Here is a 17,478-nt window from a genome sequence, read left to right as displayed (position 1 = left end):
GTATTATAAGGATAATTTGGCTGTGAATGTACTTTTAAAATTGAATATTGACGGTTATAGTGGTATAATTCCCTTGTCACAAATGAAAGGGGAAGTTTTAATATGCCTAAAGTAAGTATTATAGAAAAAGAATTTTTGAAATCGAGGGTTTTCAAGTAGATATTGCGAAAGGTGGAAAAAATGTAAGAGGTGATATGCAATTACCCAAACAGTATGAAGCGGAGCGCATGACAAAAAATTCAATGACAGTAGGAGATTGGAAAAGTAAGTTTAAAACTCAATATCCTGGTTATGATGTTGTTGTTTATAAAAATAATGGAGAAAAAGCAAGTGGTCAGACAAAGCTTGCAACAGTAAGAGATACTTATCTAGATGACCAAAACTAAAATATAAGTACCAACCGTCAAATTCGATGGTTGGTATTTTTTTAGAGTTTTCTACGTCGGCAAAAACAACAGGAAAATGAGTGCAAAAACATGGATTTATTGCCGATAATGTGGTATACTAACCATAGTAAACGTGATTTTTGAAATCATGATAATAAAAGGCTCACAGAATATGCTTTTTATCGTGTGAAAGGAGGAGGGCGGCGGATGCGATATCTTTCAGTTGCTGAAATGGCAAAAAAATGGGATGTATCTGAACGTAGTGTAAGAAATTATTGTGCCCATGGTCGTGTGCCGGGAGCATTTCTTACCGGAAAGACATGGAATATTCCGGAAAATGCAGAAAAGCCGGAGCGTACTAACAAGAAGAAAGAAAAACCAACGACCTTACTGGATGTTTTGCAGGATGAGAAGGCGAATAAATATGCTGGAGGCATTTATCATAAGACACAGATTGATTTAACATATAATTCAAACCATATGGAAGGCAGTCGGTTGACCCACGATCAGACCCGATATATCTTCGAGACGAATACCATTGGTATAGAAAAAGAAGTGCTTAATGTAGATGATGTGATTGAAACAGCAAACCATTTCCGGTGTATTGATATTATTATTGATCATGCAAAATTGGCATTGACGGAAAAGTTTATTAAGGAGCTGCATCTGATTCTGAAAAATGGAACCAGTGATTCCAGAAAGGATTGGTTTGCTGTCGGTGATTACAAGAAACTGCCAAATGAAGTCGGCGGTATGGAAACCGCACTTCCGGAAGAAGTTGCAGACAGGATGAAGAAATTGCTGTCAGAGTACAATAACAAGGAAGAAAAGATCTTTGACGATATTCTGGATTTTCATGTGAAGTTTGAACGTATCCATCCATTTCAGGATGGAAATGGTCGTGTGGGACGTTTGATTATGTTCAAGGAATGCCTGAAATACAATATTGTTCCATTTATTATCGAGGATAATTTGAAAATGTTTTATTATCGAGGATTGAAAGAATGGGACAATGAAAAAGGGTATCTGACTGATACTTGCCTGACAGCACAAGATAGATATAAAGCATACCTGGATTATTTTAGAATTGCATATTAAAAGTGAAAATACTGCGGCACAATATCGTGCGACAGTTCCTGTGAATGCGGATATGCTACTTCTTTATTATGATATTTCTTTGATTTTATTCCTTTCTGGGAAGATATGCTTGAACGAGACATTGAGCAGGCACCGGTTCGGATGTCATAAAGCTTCTTCTGGAGCTTGGAACAGGATTTGCATTCCGGGGCAAAACAAGGAGAAATACAACAATGATAAAAGCCGTGCAATTAAATGTTTTGATACTATAAAGCCCACATTAAATGCTGCAGTCAGTGATGGACTTTTGAGTGTGCAGGTGCATGATACGGATTCCGGAGCAAAGGCAGTATATGTCAACGGATATGAATTTACAGACCTTACAAACAGAACTTTGAATATCCGCTTGCAGCAATTCGATGCGGGGTATGAGTATTTTACCATTTCTGCCATGGACAATGCCGGAAATATGTCGGAGGTTTATAAGACGAAAAATCCATATTATAAGGACCCGGCAGATGAGAGTGATGAAAATCCGGCAGAACAGCTTCCGGTCAATGCAGAAGCTACCAAGCCGGGAAGTGCCACAGGAACCGTAACAGAACATACAAAGACAGACAGTAATGGGAATACCACTTCACAGACCAGTTCTGCGGAGCAGAAAAAGCAGGCAATGGCGGAAGCGGATGCTTCGGAGAAAGCAAAGAATGAGGATAAGGACAGTAAGCAGTCCGAGCAGGGTAAGGAATTTTACACCATTCAGACAGCATCGGACAAGGTGTTTTATCTGATTGTCGACAGGGATGGTGAGGAAGAAATGGTCTATTTCCTGACAGAGATTACGGAAAATGACTTGTTGAATGCCACATCGGATAACAGTGAAACCTTACCGAAAAATTCTGCCGCATTAGAGTCTGCAATCCCGACTTCTGAAAGTGCATTGCCGAATAATAATACAGATCAGGAAAATAAGCAGGAGGGAGCTGCAGAAGATACAGAGGGAACAGAAGAAGATACAGAAAGTACAGAGGAGCTGGAAGAAAAGGACGTGCCAGAGCAGGAAAGTCCTATGATTTCTTATGTTTTGATGGGCGTTCTTGCTGTGGCATTCATCGGAGGTGCGTATTATTTTAAGGTAGTGCGTAAGAAGAAAGAGGACTTCATCGAGGATGAAGATGAGGACGAAGAAGATAACGAAGAATATGAGAATGAGGATGAGGAATCAGAGGAAAGCCCGGATGATGATTTCTTTGAAGAACAGGAGGGAGAATAATGCAGTTAGTGATTGCAGAGAAGCCAAGTGTCGCACAGTCAATTGCCAAGGTGCTTGCCCTTGTGGCAAAGGGAGAGTATTCCATGGAAGAGTTTATGGATGGCATTGCGGATATGGTAACAGACCTTGTGTAGACTTATCACAGCATTAGTGACGAACAGAAATCCATGTTTGGAGGGAAACAGAACGGACAGGAAGCCCTTGGAAAATGCCCGAAATGTGGCGGGGATGTAGTAAAAGGAAAATATGGAGCTTACTGCAAAAATAAATGTGGTATGAATGTTGGGAAGGCTATGGGAACAGTCCTTTCCGATACGCAGATCAAGAGTATGCTGGAGGGGAAAAAGACTTTCGTTAAAGGATTAAAGGGAAAGAAAGGAAGTTATGATGCCTACCTTATCCCGGAGGGAATAGAGGATTATTCCTATACCAAAGATGGAAAGGAAATCAAAGGCTCACAGTATAAGGTCAAACTGGAATTTCTGAAAAAGTAAAATGAGAATTATATTTGCTTTAAGATTTTCAGAAAAATAGAGAAGAACATACAATTCAATTTTGGTGGAATTATGGTATAATAAGTAAGAAGAATATATTATGTTCTTCATAAAAATATGAAGGGGGATGGCAAAAATGATTGATTTCAAGAAAAAACTTAATTCTGCCAAAATAGAAAGAAAAACAGAGCCTTGTGAATTATATTCTACATTAGATAGAAAAAGTGTTGCCGGTCCGTTACGCCCTGCTCAAGAGTGTATTTTAAGTGAATGGTATACAAACCATCGTGATGATAGAGATTTAGTTATAAAATTGCATACAGGAGAGGGTAAAACATTAATAGGTTTGTTATTATTACAATCTATGATTAATTCTAAAAATGGACCATGTTTATATATTTGTCCAAATGTATACTTAACTGCTCAGGTATGTGCAGAAGCAGAAAAATTTGGTATACCATATTGTGGGATAGGGAACGATAATCAAATCCCAGATGAATTTGTATGTGGTGAAAAAATTCTTATAACTCATGCATATAAGGTTTTTAATGGAAAATCAATTTTTGGAATAGGTAATAATTTTATTGATGTTGACACAGTAATATTAGATGATTCACATGCATGTATTGATGTAATAAAAGATTCTCAGACTATCAGTATAAAAAAAAGTGATTCGGACTATGTCTATCAAAAAATAGTATCATTATTTTCAGATGAATTGGTAGACCAAGGAGAGGGAAGCTTTTTAGATATAAAAAATGGTGATTATGATACATTTATGCCTATTCCATATTGGAGTTGGTATGATAAAAAAACAGAGATGCTAAAAATACTGTCAGAAGCAAATGATATACCATCAATACAGTTTGTATGGCCTTTAATGAGAGATAGAATTACAGATTACAGTTGCTATATTTCCGGAAATGAAATTGAAATAGTTCCTTACAACGCTAGCGTTGATGTATTCGGGTCATTTTCAAAGGCAAAACATAGGGTTTTGATGTCTGCAACAACACAGGATGATGCTTTTTTTGTTAAAGGGCTTTCATTTAGTACAAGTGCTGTAAAATGTCCATTGATGTTCAAGAAACAAAAATGGTCTGGAGAGAAAATGGTAATAATCCCATCATTGATAGATGAGAATTGTGATAGAGATTTGGTGGTAACGGATTTTGCAAGAATGGAAAATAAAAAATTCGGTATGGTATCACTGGTTCCTAACACTAGAAAAGCGAAACAGTATAGTAATTTGGGAGCTATTTGTGCGGATAAAAATAGTATCTTTAATGTAATAGAATCCCTCAAAAAGAGAGAATTTAAAAGGCTTGTTGTTATTAATAATAGATATGATGGAATAGATTTGCCAGATGAAAGTTGCAGAGTATTGATAATGGATTCTATGCCATATTTTAATAGTTTATCTGATAAATATGAAAAGAAGTGTCGGCCAAATAGTGAAATAATTAACAAAAAAATAGCGCAAAAAATTGAGCAAGGTTTGGGCAGAGGGGTTAGAGGAGAAAAGGACTATTGTGCTATTTTAATAATTGGTTCAGATCTTGTAAAATTTATGAGAAGTGTTACAACAAAAAAATATTTCTCATTGCAGACGCAAAAACAAATAGATATTGGACTTGAGATTGTTAAAATGGCGAGTGAAGATTCGAATCAAACCGAATCCACTATGAAGCCAATTATTTCATTGATAAAACAGATGTTGTCTAGAGATGAAGGATGGAAAGAGTATTATAATGACGAAATGCAATCGATTGAAGAAGAAGAAAATGAGTCTAGTATATATGATCAATTATTAGAAGAGTCTATTATAGAGAAAATGTATAGTGTAGAAGAGTATGAAAAGGCTTCTTCTGCAATGCAAAAATTTATTGATAAATATGTAGTGGACCCATTAGAAAAAGGATGGTATTTGCAGCAACTTGCTCGTTATTATTATCCGATTAGGAAGGAGGAATCTATTAAAATTCAAAAAGCAGCGTTTCGATCAAATCCTCAATTATTGAAACCTAAAACAGGAGTTGAATATACCAAGGTATCATTTATTAATGAGAATAGAATTAATAGGATTTCTCAATATTTGAAACGGTATAAGAGCTATAATGAATTAATGCTGGCAGTTAATGAAATATTGGATAATTTATCATTCGGAATTGAAGCTGATAAATTTGAATCTGCGCTCAAGCAAATTGGTGATTTACTGGGATTTGTGAGTCAGCGTCCAGATACAGAAATTCGTAAAGGACCAGATAATTTATGGTGTGGAACTAACGATGAATATGTTTTTTTTGAATGTAAAAGTGAAGTAGAGGAAACTAGGCAAGAAATAAGTAAACATGAAGCTGGACAAATGAATAATCATTGTGCATGGTTTGAGACAGAATATGGTGATAATGTATTAGTAAATAGATATTTATTGATTCCAACAAAAGATTTGTCGTATTATGGTGATTTTACGCATGAAGTTAGAATCATTAGGAGAGGAAAGCTGAAAAATTTTAAGGAGTCTATAAAAAGGTTTATTAAAGAATTAAAACCATATAACTTATATGATATTTCAGATGAAAAACTTCAAAATTTAATTGATTTACATCACCTAAATTTGAAAGATATAAGGGAGTTATATTCAGAAGAATACTATCATAGAACAAAATAATATTGTTGCATACAAAATTATTATTTAAGTTTAGCAGAAAAAGATATTTTAAATCCTTCTGAGGCAATTGAATATTTTGTTTTGAGCCGGAGAAAATTTTATGATTTATTGAGTAATACGGATGGAGAAGATTTTCTGGCATACTACGGAGAACGCAAGCTGATTCTTCGTGTAGCCTTTGAAAGGTATCTGCGTAACTATCCAGAACTAAGGAGGCGGGTATAATGGCAAAGGCAGGAAGAGGACAGACAAGGCGAGACTCCAAGCGTAGAGTATTAAGACCGGGAGAGAGTGTAAGAGCAGATGGAAAATATCAATATAAATATCATATTGATGGAAAACCACATTTTGTATATAGTTGGAAACTGGAGCCTACGGACAAACTTCCAAAGGGCAAAAAGCCATGCCTTTCCCTTCGTGAGTTGGAAAAACAGGTAAACACAGATTTAGATTTGCTTATAAATATCGTGGACGGACAGATGACAGTCTGTGAATTGGTAGACCGATATTTGAAAACAAAGACCGGAGTAAGGCAAAGCACGAAGCAGGGATATGTTACAGTGCAGAGATTACTTGCAAAGGAAGCGTTTGGCAAAAAGACAATCCGAAGTGTGAAAACTTCAGATGCAAAGCTGTTTCTTATCAAATTGCAGCAGGAAGATGGGAAAAGCTACATTTCCATTCATACCATCCGTGGAGTGTTGCGACCAGCCTTTCAGATGGCGGTGGATGATGACATTCTGGTAAAGAATCCATTCGGATTTCAGCTTGCCGGAGTATTGGTAAATGATGCAGTCACAAGAGAGGCAATTACAAAAGACCAGATGAGAAAGTTTCTGAAGTTTGTGCATGACGATGTGGTGTACTGCAAATACTATGAAGTAGTGTACATACTCTTTCATACGGGAATGCGAATATCAGAATTTTGTGGACTGACGCTGAAGAATATTGATCTTGAGAACAGAACTGTGAATATCGACCATCAGTTGCAGAGAACATCGGATATGCGATATATCATAGAAACCACAAAAACGGATGCAGGAACAAGAGTATTGCCGATTGCAGAGGATGTGGCACAGATGTTTCAGGCAATCATCGAGGATAGAAATGCACCGAAAGTGGAGAAAGCTATAGACGGCTATAGCGGATTCCTATTTTATGATGATAATGGAATGCCACTTGTGGCAATGCACTGGCAGCATCGATTCAATCATATGGTTGGAAGGTACAATGATATCTACCGGGTGCAGATGCCAAACATTACTCCCCATGTATGCAGGCACACCTACTGTTCCAACATGGCAAAATCGGGAATGAATCCCAAGACACTACAATACCTCATGGGGCATTCGGATATATCGGTCACAATGAATGTGCACACGCATATCGGATTCGATGATGCTGAGGAAGAACTGAAACGAATGGAAGAGTTTAGGAAAGCACAGGCGGAGGTTGAGCAGAAGAAGGAGAAACCGATGTCACAGAAAATGTTCAAGGTAATTTAATATGGAGGATAGGTAACGCTCTGGCTTGGCTGGGGCTTTTTTTCTGTGGAAAAAGATAAAATTTGACGATATAATTGAGGCATAGTATTGAGAGGCGGTGATATTATTTATGTTTGAGGTTGAATACTGCAATAATCCAGAGTTGGGAGATATTCATTCGACTGATATAAAGTATGATTATACATTTGATGTGGAGTTTAATGCAAAACTGAAAGATTTAGATAAATTCCTCTTCTTAGTAGACATGCATACCATTATTAATTCTTGTGGAGATGATTTATTATCGATTACTATTGATGACTTTGATGAATTTTGGAAAATAAACAAACAACTTTTAAATTTTGTGAATGCAATATATGGTTACAAAGAGTATGTGAATAGTTATGAACCATCATTGAAGCCAATTACTGAAAAGTATTACAATATGAAAAAATGGTATAGATTTATATGTGATTTTAGAAATTATATTATTCATCAATCGATTATAATTAAAGATTACAGACCTTCTGATGGAGATGTTTTCATAAATATTGAAGAGGTTGCAGGACTACTAAGTGAGTATGATTATCCTAAGGACTGGCAGAGACGAAATGCAGAAGAATTTACAGAATGGATAAAGACTTTTAAAGGAGATTCTTTAGAAATAAAAGATAATCATTTTTTAAGTATGAAGAATGTAACTTCCTTGGTCATAAAGGAAATGAGTCAAATGAAGGACGATGTTTTAATGTTCGCATATAAGAAAAGTATAAAACCTTCGCTAGTGTGGTTGCTTGAACAGATTCCAAAGGTAGATGGAATCTTTCAGTATGCATTTATAGTGGATAAAGCAAATATGCCAGAATCCATCTGTGAGCCAAACTATGCATTGGAAGACTTTGTTAGAAGAATGATTAAGACTTTAGGAGATGACTCTATTATATGTAAGGAACTGCTAAATCTACTTGACAGAGAAGGATATTCGCTGTTCTATAATGGAAATTGTGGGATAAAGGATTTTATTAAAAATGCAAGAATAAGTAAATAGCTTATTGTTGAAGTCTAGAGTATATGCTATATTTAAAAATGAGAGTTGTGAATAATTGGTCTTGACTACTGGATTTTGGTTATAAGAGCCAAACAATGTGTTTGGCACCAAGGTTTATAGAAAGGTGGTCATTATTATGACAAATGAAAACACAAAAATTGTTGTATCACAGCAGGAAATTGATTTAAGGGATGAAGCTAAGAAGCAGTTTCGCATTGCAACAGTTGATTCACTGAATTGCGTGAGAAAACCTGCAAAAGATTTCACAAATTGTGCAATCGATTATCTTGTTAATCATTTTATCAGCTGGCTGGACAGCAAACTCTCAGCATAGATAGTTTTGCAATAGCAAAATAATATATGCTACTGACGCTCTGTTACAGCAGGGCGTCTTTTGATATACATTGAAGGGGAAAGAACTATGTTGAAATGGATAAAAAAACATAAAGTGTTTATGTGCATATGTTTTGTATTTATTGTTATTGGAGTTCCGTTTATTATTCACTGTTTATTTAAATTACATCCAACAGAAAAGTTTTCTTTTTTTGTTGCAGAGTGGAGCGCAGGAGAATTGTTGCAATATTATGGTGGCGTTCTTGCGTTTGCTGGTACTGTGATATTAGGGGCATTATCGTTGCATCAAAATGAGATTATTAAGCAAGAATCGGATAAAAGAATTGCAATGCAGGAAAAAAGAGAACATGATAGTAATATGCCTCGTTTTCGAGTAAAATTTTTATATTGCAGTGGAGGGCACAGTAATATGAAAGTAAAAATTGAAAATATATCTGATAATGTGGCGAATGATATTCTTGTATATAGAATCTGCATTGTTAAAAATAAAGATAAAATTTGGAAATGTTCAACTGCTACAAGATATAATGTAATAAAAGCAAATGATGAACTTGAGGTAGAATTGAAAACTGAAGAAATTCGAGAAGATAAATATACCATTCAATTTGACTTTAAATGTAATGACAAATATGGAGAGGAGCATAAGTATCATGCATATGCGTTTTGTGAGAATAATAGTTCAACACCATATTTTAGCTTGGAAGAAATTTCTTAGCGAAAATCTTTAGTAATAATCCATTCCATTTTACTACCAATTTTACTACTAACAGGTAGTAACAACTTGCAGGGTTCTGCTCTGATTTGCCACATTCCGTCATTTCAGAGCACATCACCATAATCCCGGAAACCCTTGCAAAATACGCGAAGCAACGAGCGAAGTGTCCCGATATGCTTGCATAATCGGGCATTTTGCGACTGCCGCGACCGAGACGATAGTCGAGGTAGGGCATTTCGGGGCAAAACAAGGAGAAACAAAACAATGATAAAAATACTTTTCGTTTGCCACGGCAACATCTGCCGTTCCCCCATGGCAGAATTCATATTAAAAGATATAGTAACAAAACGTGGCATTGCCGATCAGTTTGAGATCGCATCGGCAGCCACCAGCACAGAAGAGATTTGGAATGGTGTTGGGAATCCGGTGTATCCGTCGGCAAGAGGAGAACTTGCCAGACATGGGATAAGCTGCAAAGGTAAAAGAGCCGTGCAGCTTACAGCCTCAGATTATGATCATTACGATTATCTGATCGGTATGGATTCTATGAATATGAGGAATATTGAACGAATGACCGGACACAGACGTGGGGATAAGATCTATAAGATGCTGGAGTTCGCCGGGCGGGATGCGGATGTCAGAGATCCGTGGTACAGTGGAAATTTTCGGGAGACTTATGAAGATGTTGTAGAAGGCTGTCAGGCGTTTCTTGACTGGTTGACAATTAACAAGAAATTAAGTAATTGATTAACCCAAATTTCACTTGATTTCCGAATAATTAAGTTGGATGCAAACTTTCTTTTTGCTAAAGAACATGTTAATATATATATAATAGCGAGTTCCTGTGGGAACAGAACATGTAAAATTAGGTAAGTATTCATTGTTGGGAGAAGATATTATTATGGCATTTGAATCATGGAGAGAGATTAACAGAATAAGGAAAAATCACCGCGACGCCATATATTTTTACGCGAATCTGCAAGATCGGTTTTACACGATTGAGGAAAATGATATTCTGCCTGATGAGTTGAATCCGGATGATAAAAATTTACTAAAAGCATTTTGCGACTGCACATGTATAGAAGAAACAGAGAAGAATAAAATGTGCAATTTGTATAGACAGATTGAGCAGGGAACAAAAGAGCCGATCAAGATGGATGATTTGGAGACATGGGTGCATCTTGAGACCAGATCAGGGAAGAAAGCTCTGATGGCAGTCCTTTGTTACCTTGAGAAAGATGAAAAAGGATTGATTCGGGAGTATGTGGGCATGATACGGATCATGCGCAAACAGGAATTAGAGAATCGGGAGATTGTGACATCGTTTAGCAATGATAAGAATCCGGCATTCTTTCTCAAGAAGATTGCGCGTTTTCAGGCAGAGCATCCGGAGCGGGAGTATGCATATATTCAGTTTGATGTCCGTAGATTTAAGTATATCAATGAGAAGTATGGCAGTGATACAGGAGATAATATTCTTCGGTATATATATGACACGCTGGATGTGATGTGTGATAAGGAACATCTGCATTGTAGATTGTCAGCGGATGTATTCCAGATCGTGACCTATTATAATTCCAGAGAAGAAATCATGGAATTTATTGATAAACTTGATGAAAAGATTCGGAGATATGGTGATATCAAGTTGAGCATTACATATGGAGTGAATATCGTACCGGGCAGCTCAACGGCATATCGCAAGCATGGAGATGAAGCAGGACTTGCTCGTGCAGAGGGTAAGCGGACGATTTTGAATAAGGTTGTATTCTATGAGGATACGCTGATGAATCATGTGAAACAGACGGGAGCGATCGAGGAAGTTGAGGAGGAGGCTCTGAGACGGGAAGAATTTCAGGTTTATCTTCAGCCAAAGTACCAGTATGACAGAAGCCATGCGAAGATCGTCGGAGCAGAGGCGCTTGTGCGCTGGATTGATGCAAATGGAAAATGCAAGTCGCCGATGGAATTTATTCCGGTATTTGAGGCAAATGGATTTATATACAAATTAGACTGTTTCATGTGGGAGATGGTATGTAAAGTTATCAGAAGATGGATGGATACCGGAAGACAACCACTTCCAATCTCGGTGAATGTGTCGAGAACCTATCTTCAGAAAGAAGATGTTGCAGGATATATCAAGAATCTGATCGACAAATATCAGATTCCGATGGAGCTGTTCCAGTTAGAGATCACGGAGACAACGGAGAATGCAGAATCATTGTCTTATATCAATAGTTTGAAACAGGCGGGATTTACATTGTTAATGGATGATTTCGGATCAGGTTATTCTTCCCTTTGTATGTTGAAGAATACACCATTTGACGTATTGAAGATGGATTGGCAGTTTTTGGATGAATGTTTGGACAGTAAACAGGGTAAGACGATCATTTCTCATGTGATATCCATGTCAAATGATTTGGGCTTAAGTATTATAGCAGAAGGCGTAGAGAATCGAGGAACGGCAGATTTCCTTTATGATAATGGATGTAGCGTATCTCAGGGATTTTATTTTTCCAAGCCTGTTTCGATTCCGGAGTTTGAGCATATGTTGGATGAACAGCAGACAGAGCAGCAGAGGTAGATATAAGGAACGGGAGGACAAAGTACTGTTGGAACTTTTGGATGGAAGACCGGAGAATACGGAAGGAAGACTGGAGAAGGAGATTCGGGTATATGATTTTCTTGACCATCTTGGAATAGAATATAAGAGAGTCGACCATGAACCGGCATTTACGATGGAAGTATGTGAGGAGATTGATAAGATGTTGCAGGCGACAATCTGTAAGAATCTTTTCCTGTGCAATCGTCAGAAGACACAGTTTTATCTGTTGATGATGCCGGGAGACAAGCCGTTTAAAACGAAGGAGATCACTTCACAGATTGGGAGCGCAAGACTGTCATTTGCATCGGCTGAGGACATGGAGAAATATCTGGATATCGAACCGGGGGCTGTCAGTGTCATGGGGCTGATGAATGATACGGAGCATCATGTACGGCTGCTGGTGGATGAAGACATATTAAAAGGCGAGTATCTTGGCTGCCACCCATGTGTGAATACATCCAGTCTGCGGATGCGTACGGCAGATGTATTCGGATCATATCTGGATGCGGTCGGACACGATATGACAAAAGTCGTCCTGACAGGTGAAGCATAGAGCAAAGAAAAAACCAGGCCATGAGTCATATACATTCAGGGAAAAGTTGTTGACCATGTGTTTGGTTTTTGCTATGTTTAGACGAGAGATTTGAAAGGAAATAAAATATGAAAGAAAATATAAAGGGACAGCCGGGAAATAGAAAATCGGATGGCAGAAAAGGCCAGTCCCCAAATAAGAAATCCAACCCCGTGGCATACGAATATACAGACGAAGAATACCGGAGATTACTCGTAAAGAAGCAGACAGAGATGGAAAAGCTGCTTTCAGGATTTGCACCGGTCGATCCAATCGTGGGAATGGAAAATCCGTATTATTACAGGAACAAAGTATGTGCGGAATTCAGAAAACTGAAGAATGGTACGATCATCTCCGGCCGATATCAGGAGGGTACTCATAATGTCATAGAGACAAAAGGCTGCAAGATCGAAGATCAGCGGGCAGATGCGATCATTCAGGATATCACAGAGCTGTTCCGGTCATTTAAAATGATGATCTATAATGAAGACAGCGGATATGGACTGATCCGTCATGTGCTGATCCGAACAGCACATCAGACCGGACAGATCATGGTGATCATTGTGACGGCATCTCCGGTATTTCCGTCGAAGAAGAATTTTGCAAATGCACTTTTGAAGCTTCATCCGGAGATCACAACGATCGTTCAGAATATAAATATAAAGGATACGAATATGGTGTTAGGTGACCGAAATCAGGTCATCTATGGCAAAGGCTATATAGAAGATGTTCTCTGTGGCAAACGGTTTCGTCTGTCGCCGGGAAGCTTTTACCAGATCAATTCTGTTCAGACGGAGAAATTATATAACAAGGCGATCAAATATGCGGATCTGAAAAAGAAAGAGACGGTGATAGATGCATACTGCGGAATTGGAACGATCGGTATCATTGCAAGCGACCGGGCAAAACGAGTGATTGGTGTGGAACTGAATGCAGAAGCAATCCATGATGCGAAGATTAACAGCCGGATGAACAAGATAGAAAATATCGAGTTCTATGCAAATGATGCAGGCAGGTTTATGGTAGAACTGGCAGACGCAGATGAGCATATTGATGTTGTGTTTATGGATCCGCCTCGTTCAGGAAGCACAGAAGAATTTCTTTCTTCTGTTGTGACTCTGTCTCCGCGTAAGGTGGTTTATATTTCCTGTGGACCGGATACCCTTGCGAGAGATCTGAAGTATCTGACCACACATGGCTATCAGGTGTTGAAAATCACACCATTTGATCTCTTCCCATTTACTGAGCATACAGAGGTTGTTACGCTATTGACGAGAGACAGAGTTATTTTTAAGTAGGAGAGGAACGTTATTAAAGATGAAAGAAAAGATAAAATTATTATCCGGTGCACAACTGAAATATATAGCATTTGCTTCAATGTTGATCGATCATGTTAATAAAACATTTTTCATATATTTTAACAGTAAGGCTTTAATAGTTATGAGCGAACTGTTTGATATATTAGGCAGGATCGCATTTCCTATCTTTATTTCCCTGTTGGTGGAGGGATATTTTAAAACGAGAAATCGATGGAGATATTTGGGAACACTCCTGGTATTTGGAATTATATCAGAGGTTCCGTTTGATATGTGTACATCTAATGTATTTTTTGAACCAAACTGGAATAATATCATGTTTACGCTTGCGCTGGTGTTGGCGATGATCTGGATTATTGATGCCCTGAAAAAGAAGATGCAGACACTGCCCAAGTTCTTGTGGTATCTTGTATCTTTTATAATTGTAGCAGTAACTTGTCTGATAGCCATGAATCTGAGTCTGGATTATGATTCCCATGCGGTGTTGATCGGTTATTTTCTGTATCTTTTTCATGACAGACCGATTATTGCTATTCCGTTTAATTTTGCATCGATGTATAAGGAACCATGGGCACTTCTGGGTTTTGGCCTGATGCTTACTTATAATGGAAAGCGTGGAAAGCAGAATAAGCTTGTGAACTATTTGTTTTATCCGGTGCATCTTCTGATATTGGGAATTCTGAGAATGTGTCTTGGAATTTGACAGTAATTTGACGGCAACCGGCTGATAATCATTGAATTTTATGCCCCAATGTAGTATAATCATCGTGCTATTTTGGGGCTTTTTTGCGCCATTATACAGGTAAAGAACAAGAATACAGAGAAAAATTACCTTGTGGCATCAACTTTGAACGGCCATCTGACATAACGTAATATGGCTGAATGGTATGAGTTGTATGACCTTATAAATCAAGGTTTTAAGGAGGAATTATAACCATGAAGCTCGGCATAGTTGGACTTCCCAATGTTGGAAAAAGTACATTATTTAACTCTCTGACAAAAGCAGGTGCAGAATCAGCAAACTATCCATTCTGTACCATCGACCCAAATGTAGGTGTCGTTGCAGTACCGGATGAGAGGTTAGACAAGCTGACAGAGATGTATCACTCAGCAAAGACCACTCCTGCAGTTATTGAATTCGTAGATATCGCAGGACTCGTAAAGGGCGCATCCAAAGGCGAAGGTCTGGGAAACCAGTTCCTTGCAAATATCAGAGAGGTAGATGCGATCGTTCATGTTGTCAGATGCTTTGAAGATACAAATGTTATTCATGTAGATGGTTCGGTTGATCCGATCCGTGATATTGAAACGATTAATCTGGAGCTGATCTTTTCCGATATCGAAGTTCTGGATCGTAGAATAGCAAAGACGATACGAGGTGCAAGAAATGATAAGATGCTTGCAAAGGAGCTGGATTTCCAGCAGCGTATCAAAGCGCATTTGGAGGAAGGCAAGCTTGCAAAGACTCTTGAAGTAACAGATGAGGACGAACAGGGTTGGATCGAGGAATACAACCTTCTTACATGGAAACCGGTTATTTTCGCAGCAAATGTAAGCGAAGACGATGTAGCAGATGATGGAGCATCAAATGAGCATGTTCAGAAAGTAAAAGAATATGCAAAAGAATTTGATTCAGAAGTATTTGTTGTCTGTGCACAGATCGAGCAGGAGCTAGCAGAACTGGATGACGAAGAAAAGAAAATGTTTTTGGAAGATCTTGGAGTAAAAGAATCCGGTCTTGATAAACTGATAAAGGCAAGCTATTCACTGCTTGGACTGATCAGTTATCTGACAGCCGGTGAGACAGAATCCAGAGCATGGACGATCAAGAAGGGAACAAAAGCGCCGGGAGCAGCCGGCAAGATCCATTCTGATTTTGAGCGTGGATTCATCAAGGCAGAGGTTGTAAGCTATAAAGATCTTATGGAATGTGGCAATATGGTAGCTGCCAAAGAAAAAGGTCTGGTAAGACAGGAAGGTAAAGAATATGTGGTAGAGGACGGAGATGTCATCCTCTTTAAGTTCAACGTATAAAACAGCTTCCTTTAGGAGATAACAAGAAAATGGAAACAATTTCAGAATATTTTAACAGTATTATCTTTCCGCATTTGGGAATCTTCCTGAAGCATGTAGGTGATCATATATCCATTGGCAGCTTTGAGATCCGGTTTTATGGTATCATCATTATGTGTGGATTTATCCTTGCCTACTTCCTTGTGACAAATGAAGCGAAACGAACAGGACAGGATCCGGAAATGTATCTGGACTTTATCCTGATCCTGATCATTCCGGTAATCTTAGGCGCAAGAATTTATTATATATTGTTCCGGCTGGATCAGTATATAGTGGCGGGAAATGTAAAAGAAACCATCCTTGGCATGTTAAATATCAGAGGTGGCGGACTTGCAATCTATGGTGGTGTAATTGCTGGTATTATTACCGGATGCATCTTTGCGAAGAAGCGGAAGGTAAATGTGCTTCGGCTTGCCGACACAGCAGCGTTTGGTCTGCTGATCGGACAGATCCTTGGACGCTGGGGCAATTTCTTCAACAGGGAGGCGTTTGGTGCGTATACAGATTCTGTATTTGCGATGGGAATCCCTCTTGATTATTACAGACATGAAGGAACACTAAACAGTCTGATCAGCAGTGGAGTGATCTCAGATACTATGCTTGCAAATACACAGACACTTCATGGTGTGGAATGTATAACAGTACATCCTACGTTCCTGTATGAGTCACTCTGGAATCTGATGTTGCTGATTTTTCTTCTTATATATAGAAAGCATCAGAAGTTTACAGGTGAATTCGCATTTATCTATGTAGCAGGCTATGGACTCGGAAGATGTATCATTGAAGGACTTCGTACAGATTCCTTAATGATCGGCAATTCCGGTATCCGTGTATCACAGCTTCTTGGATTTGCATGCTTTTTAGTTGGTGCAGTTGTGCTCATCGTTGGTTATGTTCGCAGAGCAAAAGGGCAGTTGCAGACCATTGAAAATGAGTCTGTTCAGGCGCCTTCAGAGGATGAAAACAACTAGGCTCAATGCGGTAATTCATTGCGTGAAAAAAATATTTAAAAAAGTTGAAAAAAGTTGTTGACAGATACAACGTCTTATGATAACATATCCATTGTTGTGAGGCAAACAAATCACAACAATGGAAAATGCGCGAGTGGCTCAGCGGTGGAGCACCTCCTTGCCAAGGAGGGGGTCGCGGGTTCGATCCCCGTCTCGCGCTCTTATTATTTTATAGGAAGTCTTATTTAAGACTTCCTATTTTTATGTAGCAAAGGTTTTGAAACCAACAATATGAGCCACTGCCATTTATCAGAAAAACAGTAGCATAGACGACTGACTTTCGATGATCCGATGCTGGAACACCGGGCACAACGAATTTATCGTGCCCGGCGTTCCATGCAGATCGGATCGGAATCGAAAGGAGGAGAGTCATGCGTGTTTTACGATAAATGGCAGTGGCTCAT

18 protein-coding genes and 1 tRNA gene are annotated in these 17,478 nt (G+C 38.4%); all 19 read left to right on the top strand.

What is annotated here, in order from left to right:
* The first annotated feature begins 194 nt into the window (after window positions 1-194).
* Window positions 195-386 carry a hypothetical protein gene (locus tag GT641_RS12965; protein WP_192919804.1) on the top strand — a complete coding sequence of 64 codons (192 nt, stop codon included), beginning with the start codon at window positions 195-197 and terminating at the stop codon, window positions 384-386.
* Window positions 387-593: 207 nt separating this feature from the next.
* Window positions 594-1,484, top strand: coding sequence for a Fic family protein (locus GT641_RS04880; RefSeq protein ID WP_161116949.1), 891 nt, complete (start codon window positions 594-596; stop codon window positions 1,482-1,484).
* A gap of 109 nt (window positions 1,485-1,593) precedes the next feature.
* A complete protein-coding gene (locus tag GT641_RS04870; protein WP_347562844.1) occupies window positions 1,594-2,736 on the top strand; it encodes a DUF4366 domain-containing protein in 1,143 nt (380 codons plus the stop codon).
* A complete protein-coding gene (locus tag GT641_RS13340; RefSeq protein ID WP_347559490.1) occupies window positions 2,736-2,870 on the top strand; it encodes a hypothetical protein in 135 nt (44 codons plus the stop codon). Before GT641_RS04870 ends, GT641_RS13340 begins: the two co-directional genes overlap by 1 nt.
* Window positions 2,871-2,903: 33 nt before the next feature.
* Window positions 2,904-3,230 carry a topoisomerase C-terminal repeat-containing protein gene (locus tag GT641_RS04865; RefSeq protein WP_347559489.1) on the top strand — a complete coding sequence of 109 codons (327 nt, stop codon included), beginning with the start codon at window positions 2,904-2,906 and terminating at the stop codon, window positions 3,228-3,230.
* Between the two features lie 136 nt (window positions 3,231-3,366).
* Window positions 3,367-5,901, top strand: coding sequence for a DEAD/DEAH box helicase (locus GT641_RS04860; RefSeq protein WP_161116948.1), 2,535 nt, complete (start codon window positions 3,367-3,369; stop codon window positions 5,899-5,901).
* A 9-nt stretch (window positions 5,902-5,910) separates the two neighbouring features.
* Window positions 5,911-6,126 carry an excisionase gene (locus GT641_RS04855; RefSeq protein ID WP_118663383.1) on the top strand — a complete coding sequence of 72 codons (216 nt, stop codon included), beginning with the start codon at window positions 5,911-5,913 and terminating at the stop codon, window positions 6,124-6,126.
* Entirely contained in the window at window positions 6,126-7,406 is a 1,281-nt protein-coding gene (locus GT641_RS04850; protein ID WP_161116947.1) for a site-specific integrase, read from the top strand. The genes GT641_RS04855 and GT641_RS04850 overlap by 1 nt, the downstream gene beginning before the upstream one ends.
* A 109-nt stretch (window positions 7,407-7,515) precedes the next feature.
* Window positions 7,516-8,433, top strand: a complete 918-nt coding sequence (locus tag GT641_RS04845; protein ID WP_118663379.1) for a hypothetical protein — start codon at window positions 7,516-7,518, stop codon at window positions 8,431-8,433.
* Between the two features lie 136 nt (window positions 8,434-8,569).
* On the top strand, window positions 8,570-8,767 hold the full coding sequence (locus GT641_RS04840; protein WP_118663377.1) for a hypothetical protein: 198 nt from the start codon (window positions 8,570-8,572) through the stop codon (window positions 8,765-8,767).
* Window positions 8,768-8,827: 60 nt separating this feature from the next.
* Complete coding sequence (locus tag GT641_RS04835) at window positions 8,828-9,502, top strand: hypothetical protein (RefSeq protein WP_161116946.1); 675 nt, start codon at window positions 8,828-8,830, stop codon at window positions 9,500-9,502.
* 264 nt (window positions 9,503-9,766) lie between these two features.
* The gene (locus GT641_RS04830) at window positions 9,767-10,249 is read left to right on the top strand and encodes a low molecular weight protein-tyrosine-phosphatase (RefSeq protein WP_161116945.1); all 483 of its coding nucleotides are present in this window, start codon (window positions 9,767-9,769) and stop codon (window positions 10,247-10,249) included.
* Between the two features lie 154 nt (window positions 10,250-10,403).
* The gene (locus GT641_RS04825; RefSeq protein ID WP_161116944.1) at window positions 10,404-12,083 is read left to right on the top strand and encodes a GGDEF domain-containing phosphodiesterase; all 1,680 of its coding nucleotides are present in this window, start codon (window positions 10,404-10,406) and stop codon (window positions 12,081-12,083) included.
* Window positions 12,055-12,657 carry a prolyl-tRNA synthetase associated domain-containing protein gene (locus tag GT641_RS04820; RefSeq protein ID WP_008401877.1) on the top strand — a complete coding sequence of 201 codons (603 nt, stop codon included), beginning with the start codon at window positions 12,055-12,057 and terminating at the stop codon, window positions 12,655-12,657. Before GT641_RS04825 ends, GT641_RS04820 begins: the two co-directional genes overlap by 29 nt.
* 107 nt (window positions 12,658-12,764) lie before the next feature.
* Window positions 12,765-13,973 carry a 23S rRNA (uracil(1939)-C(5))-methyltransferase RlmD gene (gene rlmD / locus GT641_RS04815; RefSeq protein WP_161116943.1) on the top strand — a complete coding sequence of 403 codons (1,209 nt, stop codon included), beginning with the start codon at window positions 12,765-12,767 and terminating at the stop codon, window positions 13,971-13,973.
* Window positions 13,974-13,992: 19 nt separating this feature from the next.
* Window positions 13,993-14,694, top strand: coding sequence for a TraX family protein (locus GT641_RS04810; RefSeq protein ID WP_008401875.1), 702 nt, complete (start codon window positions 13,993-13,995; stop codon window positions 14,692-14,694).
* 233 nt (window positions 14,695-14,927) lie between these two features.
* A complete protein-coding gene (ychF, locus tag GT641_RS04805) occupies window positions 14,928-16,025 on the top strand; it encodes a redox-regulated ATPase YchF (RefSeq protein WP_117807322.1) in 1,098 nt (365 codons plus the stop codon).
* Window positions 16,026-16,054: 29 nt separating this feature from the next.
* Window positions 16,055-17,035, top strand: a complete 981-nt coding sequence (gene lgt / locus GT641_RS04800) for a prolipoprotein diacylglyceryl transferase (RefSeq protein WP_161116942.1) — start codon at window positions 16,055-16,057, stop codon at window positions 17,033-17,035.
* Window positions 17,036-17,162: 127 nt separating this feature from the next.
* Window positions 17,163-17,234 (top strand) — tRNA-Gly (locus tag GT641_RS04795).
* Window positions 17,235-17,478: the final 244 nt, after the last annotated feature.

Source organism: Clostridium sp. BIOML-A1 (assembly GCF_009874105.1).
Lineage (GTDB): Bacteria > Bacillota > Clostridia > Lachnospirales > Lachnospiraceae > Coprococcus.
Note: the sequence above shows the minus strand (reverse complement) of the source record. Positions and strands in the feature narration are given on the sequence as shown.